The 15,530-nt window shown below is 73.0% G+C and carries 16 protein-coding genes; 13 read left to right on the top strand and 3 right to left on the bottom strand.

All coding sequences use genetic code 11. The features are described from left to right. Window positions 1-89 precede the first annotated feature (89 nt). The 9 genes from JOF37_RS08615 to JOF37_RS08575 are packed head-to-tail and all read left to right on the top strand — an operon-like array spanning window position 90 to window position 10,552. A complete protein-coding gene (locus JOF37_RS08615; RefSeq protein WP_245338127.1) occupies window positions 90-2,447 on the top strand; it encodes a beta-L-arabinofuranosidase domain-containing protein in 2,358 nt (785 codons plus the stop codon). Next, entirely contained in the window at window positions 2,444-3,346 is a 903-nt protein-coding gene (locus tag JOF37_RS08610) for a dihydrodipicolinate synthase family protein (RefSeq protein WP_210006446.1), read from the top strand. The genes JOF37_RS08615 and JOF37_RS08610 overlap by 4 nt, the downstream gene beginning before the upstream one ends. 45 nt (window positions 3,347-3,391) lie before the next feature. Beyond that, window positions 3,392-4,393: a proline racemase family protein gene (locus JOF37_RS08605; protein WP_210006445.1), complete on the top strand. Its 1,002-nt coding sequence runs from the start codon at window positions 3,392-3,394 to the stop codon at window positions 4,391-4,393. Then, window positions 4,390-5,358, top strand: coding sequence for an ornithine cyclodeaminase family protein (locus tag JOF37_RS08600; protein ID WP_210006444.1), 969 nt, complete (start codon window positions 4,390-4,392; stop codon window positions 5,356-5,358). The genes JOF37_RS08605 and JOF37_RS08600 overlap by 4 nt, the downstream gene beginning before the upstream one ends. Beyond that, window positions 5,355-6,062, top strand: coding sequence for a GntR family transcriptional regulator (locus JOF37_RS08595; protein ID WP_210006443.1), 708 nt, complete (start codon window positions 5,355-5,357; stop codon window positions 6,060-6,062). Before JOF37_RS08600 ends, JOF37_RS08595 begins: the two co-directional genes overlap by 4 nt. Next, entirely contained in the window at window positions 6,059-7,225 is a 1,167-nt protein-coding gene (locus JOF37_RS08590; protein ID WP_210006442.1) for an NAD(P)/FAD-dependent oxidoreductase, read from the top strand. Before JOF37_RS08595 ends, JOF37_RS08590 begins: the two co-directional genes overlap by 4 nt. Continuing rightward, on the top strand, window positions 7,222-7,533 hold the full coding sequence (locus JOF37_RS08585; RefSeq protein ID WP_245338126.1) for a (2Fe-2S)-binding protein: 312 nt from the start codon (window positions 7,222-7,224) through the stop codon (window positions 7,531-7,533). The genes JOF37_RS08590 and JOF37_RS08585 overlap by 4 nt, the downstream gene beginning before the upstream one ends. Next, complete coding sequence (locus JOF37_RS08580) at window positions 7,530-9,083, top strand: FAD-dependent oxidoreductase (RefSeq protein ID WP_210006441.1); 1,554 nt, start codon at window positions 7,530-7,532, stop codon at window positions 9,081-9,083. The genes JOF37_RS08585 and JOF37_RS08580 overlap by 4 nt, the downstream gene beginning before the upstream one ends. After that, a complete protein-coding gene (locus tag JOF37_RS08575; protein WP_210006440.1) occupies window positions 9,080-10,552 on the top strand; it encodes an aldehyde dehydrogenase (NADP(+)) in 1,473 nt (490 codons plus the stop codon). Before JOF37_RS08580 ends, JOF37_RS08575 begins: the two co-directional genes overlap by 4 nt. Here the strand turns inward: JOF37_RS08575 and JOF37_RS08570 are convergent. Beyond that, the gene (locus JOF37_RS08570; RefSeq protein ID WP_210006439.1) at window positions 10,549-11,484 is read right to left on the bottom strand and encodes a cation diffusion facilitator family transporter; all 936 of its coding nucleotides are present in this window, start codon (window positions 11,482-11,484) and stop codon (window positions 10,549-10,551) included. The genes JOF37_RS08575 and JOF37_RS08570 overlap by 4 nt on opposite strands. A 325-nt stretch (window positions 11,485-11,809) precedes the next feature. Here JOF37_RS08570 and JOF37_RS08565 point away from each other — a divergent pair, with 325 nt between their 5' ends. Both JOF37_RS08565 and JOF37_RS08560 read left to right on the top strand, forming a co-directional pair. Then, the gene (locus tag JOF37_RS08565; RefSeq protein WP_210006438.1) at window positions 11,810-12,262 is read left to right on the top strand and encodes a hypothetical protein; all 453 of its coding nucleotides are present in this window, start codon (window positions 11,810-11,812) and stop codon (window positions 12,260-12,262) included. A gap of 68 nt (window positions 12,263-12,330) precedes the next feature. Beyond that, on the top strand, window positions 12,331-12,729 hold the full coding sequence (locus JOF37_RS08560; protein ID WP_210006437.1) for a VOC family protein: 399 nt from the start codon (window positions 12,331-12,333) through the stop codon (window positions 12,727-12,729). 51 nt (window positions 12,730-12,780) lie between these two features. Here JOF37_RS08560 and JOF37_RS15780 read toward each other — a convergent pair whose 3' ends face one another. Both JOF37_RS15780 and JOF37_RS08550 read right to left on the bottom strand, forming a co-directional pair. Further along, complete coding sequence (locus tag JOF37_RS15780; RefSeq protein WP_210006436.1) at window positions 12,781-13,287, bottom strand: septum formation family protein; 507 nt, start codon at window positions 13,285-13,287, stop codon at window positions 12,781-12,783. 47 nt (window positions 13,288-13,334) lie between these two features. Further along, window positions 13,335-13,733 (bottom strand): DUF4406 domain-containing protein, encoded by a 399-nt coding sequence (locus JOF37_RS08550; RefSeq protein ID WP_210006435.1) that lies wholly within the window; start codon window positions 13,731-13,733, stop codon window positions 13,335-13,337. Window positions 13,734-13,779: 46 nt separating this feature from the next. Between JOF37_RS08550 and JOF37_RS08545 the strand changes: the two genes are divergently transcribed. Then, the gene (locus JOF37_RS08545) at window positions 13,780-14,535 is read left to right on the top strand and encodes a DeoR/GlpR family DNA-binding transcription regulator (RefSeq protein WP_210006434.1); all 756 of its coding nucleotides are present in this window, start codon (window positions 13,780-13,782) and stop codon (window positions 14,533-14,535) included. 101 nt (window positions 14,536-14,636) lie between these two features. Then, a complete protein-coding gene (locus JOF37_RS08540) occupies window positions 14,637-15,506 on the top strand; it encodes an SDR family oxidoreductase (protein WP_210006433.1) in 870 nt (289 codons plus the stop codon). The last annotated feature ends 24 nt before the right edge of the window (window positions 15,507-15,530 follow it).

Raw genomic sequence — 15,530 nt, 5'->3', positions numbered from 1 at the left:
CGGCCACTACGCGGGGCACTTCCTGTCGATGCTCGCGCTCGCCGCGGGCGACGGAGGACGATCCGCTGCTGCGGGCGAAGGTCGACGAGATGGTCTCGGGACTGGCGGAGGTGCAGGCGGCGCTCGCCGCGACCGGCCGGTACTCCCATCCGGGCTTCCTCAGCGCCTCGGGCGAGTGGCAGTTCTCGCGCCTCGAGCACTTCGCCCCCTACGGCGAGATCTGGGCGCCGTACTACACGTGCCACAAGATCATGGCGGGGCTGCTCGACGCGTTCGAGCTGGCCGGGAACGCGCAGGCGCTCACCGTCGTCACGCGGATGGGCCACTGGGTCGCGGGCCGGCTCGAGAAGCTCGACAACGAGCGGCGGCAGCGGATGTGGTCGCTCTACATCGCCGGCGAGTTCGGCGGGATGAACGAGACGCTGACCCGCCTGAGTGTCGTGGCTGACGAGCCGCGTTTCCTCGCGGCCGCCCGCTGGTTCGATCAGCGCGACCTCATCGATGCGGGGGCCGCGGGCCGCGACATCCTCGACGGGATGCACGCCAACCAGCACCTGCCGCAGCTCGTCGGCTACGTCCACGAGTACGAGCGCACCGGCGAGCGCCGCTACCTCGACGCGGCGATCGGCATCTTCGACCAGGTCGTGCCGGGTCGGATGTACGCCCACGGCGGCACCGGCGAGAGCGAGCTGTGGGGTCCGGCCCGCACCGTCGCCGGCGACATCGGACGACGCAACGCCGAGACCTGCGCGACCTACAACCTGGTGAAGCTGGCCGAGCTGCTGTTCGCCCACACCCTCGAGCCCCGCTTCCTCGCGTACGCCGAGCGGGCGCGCCTCAACCACATCCTCGGCTCGCGCCGTGACGTGTTCTCGGACGAGAGCCCCGAGGTGACCTACATGTTCCCCGTGCACGCGGGGGCGCTGCCCGAGTACGACAACATCGGCACCTGCTGCGGCGGCACCGGACTCGAGAACCACGTGGGCCACCACGGCGGCATCTTCTTCGCCGGGTCGGGCGACCGCGCCGAGCTGTGGGTGGCCCGCTACACACCGGCCGAGCTGCGCTGGCCCGAGCGCGGACTGCGCATCGCGATCGAGCAGGAGCATCCCTTCGCGGATCGGGTGACGCTGCGCGTGCAAGTCGACTCTCCGCAGCCGGTTCGGCTGCGGCTGCACCTGCGCATCCCCGACTGGGTGGCGGGCGAGGCCGGCGTCGTGGTCGGCGAGCTCGCGCTCACCCCCGCGGCCGGCGGCTTTGCGACGGTCGAGCAGGACTGGCGCGACGGTGACACGGTCGAGCTGACGCTGCCCGCAACGCTGCGGGCCGAACCGACGATCGACGACCCCGCGCTGCGCAGTCTCGCGTTCGGCCCGCATGTCCTCGTCGCCCGCGACGGTGGCACGACAGCGATCGAGCGGCCGTGGGACGGGCGTCGCATGCCGGCGGGGGCGATCCGCGCCGACGTCGAGGATGTCGCCGCCGCGCTCGCCGGGGCCGGCGCGGTTCCGGTCGCGGGGTTGCGCTTCGAGCCGGTGTGGAACGGCTCGGACGAGCGCTATCACCTGTACGGGCGCGCGGTCGACCCCACGATCGGGTTCGCCGGCGTCGACACGGGCGTCCCGGCCCGCCGACGCACCGACGGCACCTCGCTCCTGGACGACCTGTGGTCCGAGCCGGCACCCCGGGACGACGCCGATCTGCTCGATCGGATCGTCGCGGTGTGCCGCGACGGGCTGGCGGGCGCTCTCGTGAACGGATCCGAGGCGCGGGCCATCGTGACCGCCGCCGTCGAGGCGCTCGGAGCGTCACCCGCTGTGGCGGACGCGGCCGCCCGCGCGCAGGCATTCATCGCGGCGACCGCGGCGGAACCGGATGCCGCCATGCCGCCGACCCTCGAGATCGCGGTGACCCCGGCCCCCGCGGCATCCGGGTGGTTCACCCGGCCGCCGACGATCGCGGTGCGCACCTCGGCGGACGCTCGCGCCGAGGTCCGCGTCGACGGCGGAGCCTGGCTCGCCGCCGACGGCCCGGTCGCCATCGATCGCGAGGGCGTCGTGCGGGTCGAGGCGCGCGCGACCGACCGGGAGGGCCGCACCACCACGGCGGGGCGCGAGCTGTCGATCGACACCGCACCGCCGCAGAGCACGGCGCGGGTGAAAGACCTCGGCGCGGCCGTCGAGATCACCCTCGTGGCGACCGACGACGTGTCGGGCGTCGACGGCATCCGCTGGGAGGGTGAGGGCACCTTCTGGGCGACGTTCCAGGAGGCGTTCGTCCGCGCGCTCACCGACCGCGAGCAGGTCATCGAGTTCGCCGCCGTCGACCGTGCCGGCAACGAAGAGCCACGGAACCGTCTCACTCTTCCCCCCGCCCCGAAACCAGATACCATTGCAATTGCACTGACACCGGCGCCTCGCGCCGCCAGATCGGAGAACGACTCATGACCGACCGCAAGCCCTGGCACGGCGTCAACCTCGCGACCACCCTGCCGTTCCGCGACGACCTCTCCGTCGACTACGACGCGTACGCCGAGCTCGTCCGTTTCACGACGAGCAACGGGGTGACCGGCATCATCCCCAACGGCTCGCTCGGCGAGTACCAGACCCTCACCGACGAGGAGCGCAAGCGCGTCTTCCTCACCGCCGTCGAGGCGGCGGATGGCGCGGCGGTCATCCCGGGCGTCGGTGCCTACGGCGCACTCGAGAGCGTGCGATTCGCCGAGCACGCGGCAGAGAACGGCGCCCCGGCCGTCATGCTGCTGCCCCCGAACGCGTACCGCGCGAGCGACGACGAGGTCGTCGACCACTACCGCCGCGTCGCGGCCGTCGGGCTGCCGATCCTCGCCTACAACAACCCGATCGACACGAAGGTCGACCTGCGTCCCGACCTGCTCGCCCGCCTGTTCGACGAAGGCCTGATCGTCTCGGTCAAGGAGTTCTCGGGCGACGTCCGTCACGCCTACGAGATCCGCGAGCTCGCGCCGGGCCTCGACATCTCGATCGGGTCGGACGACGTCGTGTTCGAGCTCGGTCTGAACGGCGCCGTCGGGTGGGTTGCCGGTTACCCCAACGCGATCCCCGCCGCGACGGTCGAGCTGTACACGCTGTCGACGTCGGACGACCCGCAGGACTGGGTGCGCGCCCGCGAGATCTACCGCGACCTGCACCCGCTGCTGCGCTGGGACTCGAAGACCTGGTTCGTGCAGGCCATCAAGCTCTCGCAGCAGGTGGCCGGTGTGCTGAGCAACATCACGACGCGTCCGCCCCGCCTGCGCCTGCCCGACGAGGTGGCCGCGCGTATCATCGCCGACACCGAGGCCGTGCTCAGCAAGGGCTACCGCTGAGCCGACCGCCGACCTGACCCGCCGCCGACGACCGAAAGGCCCCGCATGCGCACGACGCGTGTCTTCCACGCCGTGGACTCCCACACCGAGGGGATGCCCACGCGCGTGATCGTCGGCGGCGTCGGCACGCTGCCGGGCGCCACGATGGAGGAGCGCCGCCAGCGCTTCATGGCCGAGAACGACGGGCTGCGCCAGCTGCTCATGAACGAGCCGCGCGGGCACAGCGCCATGAGCGGCGCGATCCTGCAGCCGCCGACCCGTCCGGACGCCGACTTCGGCGTGCTCTACATCGAGGTGTCGGGATGCCTGCCCATGTGCGGCCACGGCACGATCGGCGTCGCGACGGTGCTGGTCGAGACCGGCATGGTGCCTGTCGTCGAACCCGTCACGACCATCCGGCTCGATACCCCGGCCGGTCTCGTGATCGCCGACGTCGCGGTGTCGGACGGTCACGCCGACCGGGTGACCATCCGCAACGTCCCCTCGTTCGCCGTCGCCCTCGGACGCACGGTCGAGGTGCCGGGATTCGGCGAGGTCCGGTACGACCTCGCCTTCGGCGGCAACTTCTACGCGATCGTGCGCCTCGACGACCTCGGGCTGCCGTTCGATCGCGCCCGCAAAGACGATCTGCTCGCCGCCGGTCTCGCGATCATGGACGCCGTGGATGCCGCCGAGGCGCCCGTGCACCCGGTCGACTCCACGATCCGCGGCTGCCACCACGTGTACCTCGAGGCGCCCGGCTCCACCGTCCGGCACTCGCGCCACGCGATGGCGATCCATCCCGGATGGTTCGACCGCTCGCCCTGCGGCACCGGCACGAGCGCGCGCATGGCGCAGCTGCACGCTCGCGGTGAGCTGCCGCTGCACACCGACTTCGTCAACGAGTCGTACATCGGCACGGCCTTCACCGGCCGGCTGGTCGAAGAGACCGAGGTGGCCGGCATCCCCGCCGTCGTCCCGACCATCACCGGTCGGGCGTGGGTCACCGGCACGGCGCAGTACATGCTTGACCCGAGCGACCCGTTCCCGCGCGGATTCGTCCTGTGACCGGCATCCCCGTCGTCTCGGCCGCCGACATCGAGCGGGTCTTCAGCCCCGCCGACGCCGTCGAGGCCGTGACCGCCGCGCTGCAGTCGGGTCTCGACGTCGAAACGGACCACGAGCGCATCTTCGCGCCCCTGGCCGCGGGCGAGTTCCTGCTGATGCCGACCGAGACGCCGGATGCCGTGGGCATCAAGGTTGCCACGATCGCCCCGGGCAACACGCGGCTCGGGCTGCCGAAGATCAGCGCCTGGTACCTCATCTTCGACGCCGCCACGCTGCAGCCGGCGGCGATTGTCGACGGGACCCGGCTGACGACACTGCGAACGCCCGCGGTCACCGCCGTCGCCGTCCGCGGCCTGCTGGCAGCCGACCCCGGCGGTGCGCGCACCGAGATCGCGGAGCTCGTCGTGCTCGGTTCGGGACCGCAGGCGATCGAGCACGCGACGACCCTCGCGGCGGTCCTGCCGGTCGGTCGCGTCGCGCTCATCGGCCGCACGCCCGACCGGGTCGCGACGGCGGTCGCGGCGCTGCGCGAGCGCGGCCTCGATGCGCGCTCCGGTACGCCCGACGACCTCCGCCGTGCCGACGTCGTCGTGACCGCGACCTCGTCGAGCACTCCCGTGCTGGGGCTCGGCGACGTCCGCTCCGACGCCGTCGTCGCGGCGATCGGCGCCCACGGCATCGCCCACCGCGAACTGGCAGCCGACCTGGTCCGCGCCGCGGACGTCGTCGTCGAGGCCCGCGCGTCGGCCGCCCGCGAGAGCGGCAACCTCGCCGCCGCGGCATCCGACGGTGCCGAGCTCGCCGCCCCGGCCAACCTGGTCGAGCTCGTGCGGGGCGCGGTCGTGCGCCGCCCGGGCGTGCCAGCGGTGTACAGCGGCGTCGGCATGGCCTGGGAGGACCTCGCGGTCGTGCAGGGGATCATGGGAGTCATGCGGCGGGGGGCCGCGCCGGAGGAGACGACATGAGCACGCCCGAGTTCCGCAACGTGGTGCGACTGAACAAGCAGCCGAGCATCCGATCGACCGTCACACGGGCGCTGCGCGCCGCGGTCATCAGCGGCGAGCTGCAGCCGGGCCGGGTGTACTCCGCGCCGAGCCTGGGCGAGCAGTTCGGCGTCTCGGCCACGCCCATCCGCGAGGCGATGCTCGACCTCGCGCGCGAGGGCCTGGTCGTGACGATCCCCAACCGCGGCTTCCAGATCACCGAGGTGTCCGAGCGCGACCTGCGCGAGGTCACCGAGCTGCGGCTGATGCTCGAGCCGCCCGCCGTCGAGCGGGCGACGCCCCTCATCCCGCCGTCGGCGCTGCCTGAGCTGCGGCGCAAGGCCGCCGACATCGTCGCCGGCGCGCAGTCGGGCGACCTCGTCGAGTACCTCGCCGCCGACAGCGACTTCCACCTCGCGCTGCTGCAGTACGCCGGCAACGCCCGACTCGTCGAGCTCGTCGCGGGGCTGCGGTCGCAGACGCGGCTGTTCGGCCTCGCGGGCCTGCACGAGCAGGGGCGTCTGGTCGCTTCGGCGCACGAGCACGACCTGATGCTCGACGCGATCGAGGCCGGCGACGCCGCCGGTGCCCGCGACCTCGTGCACCGCCACATCGAGCACGTGCTCACCGACTGGTCGGGCGAGGCGCCCGCGCCGGATGCCGCCGACGAGAGCGTCGGCACGTGAGCGGGGGCACCGCACGCCCCGACATCCTCGCCATCGGCGCGGGCATCGTCGGCGCCGCCGTCGCGCACTTCGCCTCGGCCGCGGGCTTCTCGGTCACGGTGGTCGAACGCGGATCGATCGCCGCGGGCACGACGAGCCGCTGCGAGGGCAACCTCCTCGTCAGCGACAAGGAGGTCGGACCCGAGCTCGAGCTGGCGCTGCACTCGCAGCGCATCTGGCGCGGCGAGCTCGCCGAGCACGCCGCCCGCTGGGAGTTCGAGTCCAAGGGCGGGCTCGTCGTGGCGGCGAGCACCGCGGGCAAGAGCGCGCTCGACGCGCTGGCCGAGCACCAGCGCGGGCTCGGGATCCGGGCCGAGGACGTGCCCGATGTCGCCGCGCTGCACGACATCGAGCCGCACCTGAACCCGGCGATGGCCGGCGGCGTGTTCTACCCCGACGACGCGCAGGTGCAGCCCGTGCTCGCCGCCCACCACCTGCTCCGGCTCGCCCGCGACCGGGGAGCGCGCCTGCTCACGGGCGTCACGGTGACCGGCATCCGCACGCGCGCCGGCCGCGTGATCGGCGTCGACTCGAGCGCGGGCGCGCTCGACGCCGGCGCCGTCATCAACTGCGCGGGGCCGTGGGCGGGCGAGATCGCCGCGCTCGCGGGGCTCGAGCTGCCGGTGCTGCCCCGCCGCGGCTTCGTGCTCGTCACCGAGCCCGTGCCCATCACCGTGCACCACAAGGTCTACGCGGCCGAGTACGTCCAGAATGTCGCCTCGTCGGATGCGGGTCTGCAGGTGTCATCGGTCGTCGAGGGCACCCCGAGCGGCACGATCCTCATGGGCGCCAGCCGCGAACGCGTGGGCTTCGACGCGACCTTCTCCGCCGAGGCGGTCGGTCGGGTGGCGCGCGCCGGCGCCGAGCTGTTCCCCGTGCTCGCCGACGTCCAGATTCTGCGGACCTACTCCGGCTTCCGCCCCTACTGCCCCGATCACCTCCCCGTCATCGGTCCCGACGCGCGCCTGCCCGGGATGTGGCACGCCGCCGGACACGAGGGCGCCGGCATCGGGCTGTCGGTCGGCACGGCGCAGCTCATCGTGCAGGCGCTCCGCGGCGAGCCGACCGACCTGCCGCTCGACGCCTTCCGGCCCGAGCGCTTCGCCGACGCGGTGGCCGCATGAGCGGGGATGCCGCGGGCGGAATGTTCGCGTTCGACGGTACGCCGGTGCCGTTCCAGCCGGGGCAGAGCGTGGGCGCCGCGCTCGCGGCATCCGGCGTCACGGCCTGGCGCACGACCAGGGGGGCGGGCGAACCGCGCGGCCTGTTCTGCGGCATCGGCGTCTGCTACGACTGCCTGCTGACGGTCGACGGGCTGCGGTCGCAGCGCGCGTGCGTGACACCGGCGGGCGCGGGCCAGGACGTCCGCAGCGACGATCCGGGCGCGCCGCTCGCGTCGCCGACCACGACCGACGGGGGCGAGCGACGATGAGCGGGACCGTGTTCGACCTCGCCGTCGTCGGCGCCGGCCCGGCCGGGCTCTCGGCCGCGGTCGTCGCCGCCGAGACCGGCCTGCGCGTCGCGCTGATCGACGCGGGAACGCAGACCGGCGGACAGTACTGGCGCCACCCGGACGAGCACCACCTCGACGCCTTCGCCCAGCCCGAGCACACGGGCCACCACCATTGGGGCCACTACCGCGACCTGCGCGACCGCCTGCGCCGACAGGTCGCCGCCGGGCGCGTGGACCATCGCGCGGGCCGCCAGGTCTGGCGCACCGACGGGCCGGGCGACGCGGCGGCCTTCCTGCTGCGAACGACCGCGGTCGCCGGACGCGACGCCGTGAGCCCGGACGAGCGCGCGATCCGCGCTCGCCGCGTCGTGCTCGCGCCGGGCGCGTACGACCGGCAGTTGCCGCTGCCCGGCTGGACGCTGCCGGGCGTGATGGCGGCGGGCGGGGTGCAGGCGATGCTGAAGGCGAACCAGGTGCGCGCCGGGCGTCGCGCCGTCGTCGCCGGTACGGGGCCGTTCCTGCTCTCGGTCGCCGCGGGCCTGGCCCGCGCGGGCGTCGAGGTCGTCGCCGTGTGCGAGGCCAACGCCCTGTCGCGCTGGGCGGCGACGCCGGTGCGCGCCCTGCAGGAGCCCGGCAAGCTGCTCGAGGGCGCGGGCTATGCGGCGACCTTCCTGCGCGAACGCATTCCGCTGCGCACCCGCTCCGTCGTCACCCGCATCTCGGGCGACGGTCGGGTCTCGCACGTCACGATCGGGCGCGTGGATGCCGCCGGGCGTGTGCGCCTCGGCAGTGAGCGCACGGTCGAGGCCGACCTCGTCGCGCTCGGCTGGGGGTTCACGCCGCAGCTCGAGCTCGTCGTGGGCATCGGGGCCCGCACGCGGGTCGATGTCGACGGATCCCTCGTGGCCGTCGTCGACGACGACCAGCGCACCAGCGTGCCCGGGGTCTACGCCGCCGGCGAGGCGACCGGGATCGGGGGAGCGGTGCAGTCGTGCGCCGAAGGAGAGCTCGCCGCCCTCGCCGCCGCGATCGACGCCGGGTTCGGGGTGCCGTCGGCTCGCGCCCGCGGCCTGCGTCGCCGCATCGCGCGCGGCCGCCGCTTCGCCGTGGGCATGCACCGGGCGAGTCCGATTCCCGCGGCCTGGTCGACGTGGCTCGAGGACGACACGCTCGTCTGCCGGTGCGAAGAAGTGCCCGTGTCGGCCGTGCGCCGCACCGTCGGCGACCTCGCGGCCGACGACGCGCGCGACGTCCGCGTCACCGCCCGGCCCGGAATGGGCATGTGCCAGGGCCGGGTGTGCGGATTCGCGCTGTCGTGCCTGGTGTCGGAGCAGACCGGTCGACCGGCGGGCTCGGCCGACCTCGAACCCCTCGTGCGCCGCCCGGTCGGCACGCCGATCCGCGTCGCCGACATCGCCGCCCTCGCGCCCGCCGCCGCCCCCGTGGCACCGGCCGACCCCGACGACCCGGTCGCCCCCGCCGGCGTCGCCCCCGCCGACCTCGCAGCACTCGGAAAGGAAAGCTCATGAACGCTCCCGCGCCCATCGCCGACACCCCCATCGCCGAGGTCGACGCTTTCGTCGGGCTCGCTGCGGCGGCATCCGTCGCCTGGCGGGCATCGAGCATCGTCGAGCGCGGTGAGGCGCTGCGCGCCGTGGCCGACGGACTCGACGCGCGAGCCGACGACCTGGTCGAGCTCGCGCAGCGCGAGACCCACCTCGCCGAAGGCCGGCTGCGCGGCGAGCTGCGGCGCACGACGTTCCAGCTGCGGCTGTTCACCGAGGTCCTCGCCGAGGGCTCGTGGCTCGACGCGCGCATCGACCACCCCGACGCCGACTACCCGATGGGGGCGCCGCGCCCCGACATCCGTCGCCAGCTCGAGGGAATCGGGCCGGTGCTCGTCTTCGCCGCGAGCAACTTCCCGTTCGCGTTCTCGGTCGCCGGCGGCGACACCGCCAGCGCTCTGGCCGCCGGCAACGCCGTCGTGCTGAAGGCGCACCCCGGGCACCCGCAGCTCTCGGCGCTCACCGGCGAGATCGTCATCGCGGCGCTGTCGGCGGCCGGCGCGCCCGCGGGCCTGTTCACGGTCATCCACGGAACGGATGCCGGTGTGCACGCGCTCCGCGCACCCCAGATCCGGGCGGCCGCCTTCACCGGCTCGATCGCCGGCGGACGGGCCCTGTTCGACATCGCGATGTCGCGCCCCGAGCCCATCCCGTTCTACGGCGAGCTCGGCAGCGTGAACCCGGCGTTCGTCACCCGCAGCGCCGCCGCCTCTCGGGGCGCCGAGATCGCGGAGCAGTTCGTCGCATCGGTGACCGGCAGTGCAGGCCAGCTGTGCACGAAGCCGGGCGTCCTGTTCGTCCCGCGCGGGTCGGGCCTCGTCGACGCGCTGGCCGCTGCCGCGCTGCCCGAGCCCGCGCCGCTGCTCAACGAGGACATCGCTTCCGGGTTCCGCCGGGCGTTCGAGCGCACCGCCGACCACGAGGGCGTCGCGGTGCTCGCCGCCTCGCCGGCATCCGATGGTCCCGTTCCCGCGCCGGCGCTGCTGCGCGCCGACGTCGCGGCGGTGATCGCCGACCCCGAGACGCTCGTGTCGGAGATGTTCGGACCCGCGGCGCTCGTCGTCGAGTACGACGAGGAGTCGCAGCTGGTGACGGCGGCCGAGCTGCTCGACGGACAGCTGACCGCGACCCTCGTGGCAGACGACTCCGACGAGGTCGCGCGCGACCTGCTTCCCGTGCTCGCGACGAAGGCCGGCCGTGTGCTGTGGAATCAGTGGCCGACCGGCGTCTCGGTCACGTGGGCGCAGCAGCACGGCGGTCCGTACCCCGCGACCACCGCCGTCGGGACGACCTCGGTCGGAACCGCGGCGATGACGCGGTTCCTGCGACCCGTCGCCTACCAGAACGTGCCCGATGCGCTGCTGCCCGAGGCCCTGCGCGACGCGAACCCCCTCGGCATCCCGCGCCGTGTGGACGGCGTGCTGACGGTCTAGTCGGTGATGTCGGCGGGTACCTGCCGCTGCTCGGTGAAGAAGACCGTCACCCAGCTGTGCTGCGGATCCCACCCCAGCTCGCGGGCGAAGTCGCGGCGGATCGCATCCCACTCCGCGAGCGGTCGCGTCGCGTGCTCCGGCGCCACCGAGAACTCGACCTCGGCCTGCGGCGATCGTCCGACCTGGGCGACGGAGCGCTGGAAGCCCGAGAGCCGGTGGCGCTCCTGCACCACGGCGGCTGCGGTGTCGACCTCGCGGGCGAGCGCCGCGGGCGTCAGCAGCGCGATCTGCGAGAAGGCGCGGATGAGGTCGGGAAGCGGGACGAACACGAGCACCGAGGCCACCACGGCGAGGATGCCGGGGTCGACGTAGGGCGTCAGCCACGCGGCATCCGTCCCCTGCAGGAACCACCCCACGACGTACGCGACGAGCAGAGCGAGCGTCACCGAGCCCGCCATCACCCACCCCTTGACGTCGATCGCGACGAGGGCCGACCGCAGCCGGCGATTCGCCCGCCACTCGACGATCGCCGCCGTCGCGGTGAGGATCACGACCACCACGGCGTACAGCACGGCGGGGCCGAACTCGATCGGCCGTCCCCCCGAGGTCAGCGACAGCACGGCCTGCACGAGCGCGTAGACGGCGACGGTCACCATCACGAGGGCCGTCGCGGCGACGACGAGCGGCTCGAGCTGCCACACGCCGAACGAGAACCGTTGGTTCAGCTGCGAGTCCGCCGTCTGCCGCGTCGAGCGGGTGATGAGGGATGCCGCGCCGATAGCCAGCAGCGACATCGCGGCATCCGCCAACGAGAACATCCCGTCGAACAGGATCGCCTGCGAACCGGTGATCGTGCCGAACGTGATCCCGAGCGTGCCGAGCAGCAGGATCATCGCGAGCGAGAGGCGGAGGGCGTGCTGTTCGGTGCGCACGTTCGACCTGCTTTCGATCGGGCGGGCGGTATGCGAGCCCGAGGCTACCAATCCCGCGGCGATCCGCCCGGGTCGAGCGCCGTGCATTGTGCGGCGCGGGCGCGGCGTGGCGAGGGGTTGGGGTGCGGGGGTTGGGTTGTGTGGGGTTTGGTGGCGCGGGGTTGGGTTGGCGGTTGGTGTCGCTTCGCGCCGGGGGTGGGGGTGCGAGGTGTCAGGTGAGCGGTGACGTCCGCCACGGCGAGGCGGGCACGGTCATTCTCGCGAGGGATGCCGGTCATCCGAGCGGGCGACGACGGCGCGGGCGGCGCTCCGTAGCGTCGAGGGCATGACGAAAACACGACGCCTCCCTCGCGAGGTTCCGCCGGGGGCAGCGCTGCTCGGCCTCATCGCTGTGATGACGACGGTGGCGGGCTGCTCCGTCGTCGACAACCTGGCCTATGGGCGCGCCGAGACGACCTACGACGACGCCCGCAGTCTCGCCCAGGCCCGCGGCGACGTGCCGGAGTGGCTGCCGAGCGACGCGCGATCGATCCAGCGGGTCGCGTCCACGCGCGACGAGACCGCGGAGTCGCTCGTCTTCGTCAGCGATGACGGGCTCACCGGCTGCGAGGAGGTTCCCCGCGAGTCCGCTCCCACGATGGAGGTGGATGCCGCGCCCGACGTGTACGAGATCTCCAGCGTCTTCGCGTGCGGCACATGGGCCGTCGCGCAGCAGGACGGCACGTTCTACGCCTGGACCCCCGCGGCCGAGGCCGAGGCCGAGGACGAGCAGCCCTGACGCCGCCCGCTGCGCTGAGCTCCGTCGCCGCACTGGCACCGCGCTCGCCGGCGGCGTAGCGTTCGGGCATGCCCGCTCCCGTGCCGTACATCCACTTCGCCGGACGAGCCGCCGAGGCGCTGTCGTTCTACCGATCCGTGTTCGGCGGCGAGCTGCAACTGCACACCTTCGCGGACTTCGGGCGCGAGGACGGCGCGCCGACGCTCATCGCCCACGGCGAGCTGCGCGGACCCGTCGACCTGTTCGGCGCCGATGCGGCCGCGACGGACGAGCCGGTGGCCGTCAGCGGCCTGATGCTCGCGCTGCTGGGCGCCGCGGACGCCGAGACATCGCGGCGCTGGTTCGACGCGCTCGCAGAAGCGGGAACCGTCGTCGACCCGCTGCAGCGACGCGCGTGGGGCGACCACGATGGTCAGGTGCGCGACGGCTGGGGGATCACCTGGCTGATCGGCTTCTCGGAGAGCTGACCCGGCGACGTGCTGTCACGACGCCGGGTCGCCCGTCGAGCCGAGGGCCGGTCAGCGCGCGGCGCCGGCGAGGGTGCCGGTGACCTGGCCCTGCGGGTCACCGATCATGCACAGGATCTCGCGGTCACCGGCATCCCAGCTGCCCGTGGTCGGCACGTAGTAGTTGAAGTCGAGCACCGACTCCTCGTACGACATCCCGACGAACGCGGCGAAGGCGTCGTAGCAGACCTGCTCGGCCTGCGTCTGGACTCCCTCGGTGCCCGGGTACTCGTCGCCCTCGATGTTCTGCGCGTGGAACGCCTCGAAGTCGTGCGGCTCGGTGCACGGAACGGTCGGGGCCTCCGTGACCTCGGTCTCCATCGTGCCGGCGTCGAGCAGGCAGTCGCCGACCCGGATCGCGAACACGTCGGTGCTCTCATTGGTCTCGGTGATGGCACCCGACTCGTCGCGCACGGGCGCCTGCGCGGTCGTGAAGGGCGAGCTGGAGCATCCGGTCGCCACGAGGGCGACGGCGAGGGCGGCGATGGGCAGAGCGAAGAGTCGACGTGTCGTAGTCACGGCGAAATGCTATCGATTCCACGAGCTTCCTGAGAGCTATTTATGACTCAGCTGGATGCCGCGACCCCGCGGGTCGTCGCGGACACGCCGGGCACCTCGTCGAGGGCGGTGTACACCGGGATGCCGCGCTCGCGGGCGATCGCGACGTCCTGGTCGGCACCGCGGGACTCGCCGGGCAGGCGCAGGACGGCGTCGCACCGCTGCAGCAGGCGATGGGCAACGGGATACATGACGTCCTTCGCCAGCGGGTCGGTCGGCCCGGACGCTCCGGCGCTCGCGAGGACGGGAAGGGCGACCCATTCCCCGATCATGGGGATGTGCCCCGCGGCGAACAGCGGCCATGCCGCCTCTTCGAGTCGGTCGAGGTTGCGGCGCATCAGCGCCGGGTCGCCGCCGGTGCCGGATGCATAGGGGCCGGCGATGAGGATCATGAGCGATTCAGTCATGGTTCCGATATTATGCATAAACGTGCACAAACGTGAAGGAACAGGAATGCTCGCTGCGTCACGCAAAGACCTGCTGCTCGCCCGACTGCGAGCCGACGGGCGAATCGTCGCCAAGGACCTCGCCGTCGAGCTCGGCGTCTCGGAAGACAGCATCCGGCGCGACCTGCGCGAGCTGGATGCCGCCGGCCTCGCGGTCCGCGTCTACGGTGGGGCGGTCCCGGCGTCGCCCGCGGTCGTCGATTACGGGGCGCGCCAGTCGGTCGCGACCGACAGCAAGCGTCGCGTCGCCCGTTTCGCCGCGTCGTTGATCGAGCCCGGCAGCACCGTCATCATCGACGGCGGCACGACGGCGCTCGCCACGATCCAAGCGCTCGATCGTGCTCTCTCGTGCACGATCATCACCCACAGCCCCACGATCGCGGCGGCCCTGCTCGAGCACGCGGCAGACGTCATCATCATCGGCGGCCGCCTGTTCAAGCACTCCGCCGTCGCCAGTGGAGCCGCGGCGGTCGAGGCCGTGCGCGGCCTGCGCGCCGACCGGTTCCTGCTCGGCGTGACCGGCGTCCACCACGAGGCCGGGCTGACGACGGGCGATCCCGACGAGGCGGCGATGAAGCGCGCGCTCGCGGCGCAGTCCGCCGAGACGTTCGTGCTGGGCAGCGCGGAGAAGATCGGGGCCGTGTCGCGGTTCGCCGTGCTCCCGCTCGAGGATGTCGCCGGCGTCGTCGTCGATCCCGACGCGGCGCCGACCGGGCTCGACGCGCTCGAGAAGCGCCGCGTGCCGCTGCTGCGAGCGACCTGACGCGCCTGCAGCCGCCGCTAGCATGGCGTCATGCAATGCCGGTGAGCCCCCTCTTCGACCCCTCCCGCACGTCGTCGTCGACGTCATCGAAAGGCTCGCCCATGCACTCTTCCGCTTCCCTTCGCGGTCAAACCGCCCTCGTCACCGGCGTCTCGCGCCGGCGTGGCATCGGCTTCGCCGTTGCCACCCGACTCGCCGATCTCGGCGCGAACATCGTCATCCACCACCACCGTCCGCACGACCTCGACCTGCCTTGGGGTGGTGACGACCTCGATGCCGTGCGCGCCGGCATCCGCGAGCACCTCGTCGACGGTGGGCGATTCGAGGACGTCGGTGGCGACCTCGCCGACGCCTCGGTCATCCCCGGCCTCGTCGAGCGGGCGGCGGCCCGGACCGGCCGCCTCGACATCCTGATCTGCAACCACGCCAAGAGCGGCGACGACGGCAGCATCCTCGACATGACGCCGGAGCGACTCGATGCGTTCTGGGACGTCAACGCGCGCTCGACCCTGCTGCTGACCGCGGAGTTCGCCCGGCGCCTCGCGCCCGCACTCGAATCGCCTCGGCGCCCGGGCGACCGGATCACGGGAGACAAGCCGTACGCCGCTCCGCGCGGTCGCGTCGTCTGGATGACGTCGGGCCAGATCCATGGGCCGATGGTCGGCGAGGTCGCCTACGCGACGAGCAAGGCCGCGCTCGCCGGCATCACCCCGACCGTGGCGGCGGAGCTGCTCGAGCTCGGCATCATCCTCAACACCGTGAACCCGGGGCCGGTCAACACGGGCTACCTCGACCCCGAGACAACCGACCGATCGCTCGACGACCTCGACCGCTACCTCGCGACGACGCCGTTCGGACGTGTCGGCCGGCCGGCGGATCCGGCCGAGCTCATCGCGTGGCTCTGCAGTCCCGCGGGGGCGTGGATGGTCGGGCAGGTCCTCACGAGCGACGGCGGGTTCAGTCTCGGCTGATCCTGCGGCGAGGGTCGGCGCGCC

The sequence above is a fragment of the Microbacterium imperiale genome (genome assembly GCF_017876655.1).
Lineage (GTDB): Bacteria > Actinomycetota > Actinomycetes > Actinomycetales > Microbacteriaceae > Microbacterium > Microbacterium imperiale.
This window is presented reverse-complemented; position numbering and strand designations above follow the sequence as displayed.

Bases quoted from the DNA above. Each gene is read 5' to 3' on its own strand.
- JOF37_RS08610 (WP_210006446.1), top strand. From the start codon at position 2,444: ATGACCGACCGCAAGCCCTGGCACGGCGTCAACCTCGCGACCACCCTG.
- JOF37_RS08580 (WP_210006441.1), top strand. From the start codon at position 7,530: ATGAGCGGGACCGTGTTCGACCTCGCCGTCGTCGGCGCCGGCCCGGCC.
- JOF37_RS08565 (WP_210006438.1), top strand. From the start codon at position 11,810: ATGACGAAAACACGACGCCTCCCTCGCGAGGTTCCGCCGGGGGCAGCG.
- JOF37_RS08560 (WP_210006437.1), top strand. From the start codon at position 12,331: ATGCCCGCTCCCGTGCCGTACATCCACTTCGCCGGACGAGCCGCCGAG.
- JOF37_RS08550 (WP_210006435.1), bottom strand. From the start codon at position 13,733: ATGACTGAATCGCTCATGATCCTCATCGCCGGCCCCTATGCATCCGGC.
- JOF37_RS08575 (WP_210006440.1), top strand. From the start codon at position 9,080: ATGAACGCTCCCGCGCCCATCGCCGACACCCCCATCGCCGAGGTCGAC.
- JOF37_RS08615 (WP_245338127.1), top strand. From the start codon at position 90: ATGGTCTCGGGACTGGCGGAGGTGCAGGCGGCGCTCGCCGCGACCGGC.
- JOF37_RS08585 (WP_245338126.1), top strand. From the start codon at position 7,222: ATGAGCGGGGATGCCGCGGGCGGAATGTTCGCGTTCGACGGTACGCCG.
- JOF37_RS08595 (WP_210006443.1), top strand. From the start codon at position 5,355: ATGAGCACGCCCGAGTTCCGCAACGTGGTGCGACTGAACAAGCAGCCG.
- JOF37_RS08540 (WP_210006433.1), top strand. From the start codon at position 14,637: ATGCACTCTTCCGCTTCCCTTCGCGGTCAAACCGCCCTCGTCACCGGC.
- JOF37_RS08605 (WP_210006445.1), top strand. From the start codon at position 3,392: ATGCGCACGACGCGTGTCTTCCACGCCGTGGACTCCCACACCGAGGGG.
- JOF37_RS08545 (WP_210006434.1), top strand. From the start codon at position 13,780: ATGCTCGCTGCGTCACGCAAAGACCTGCTGCTCGCCCGACTGCGAGCC.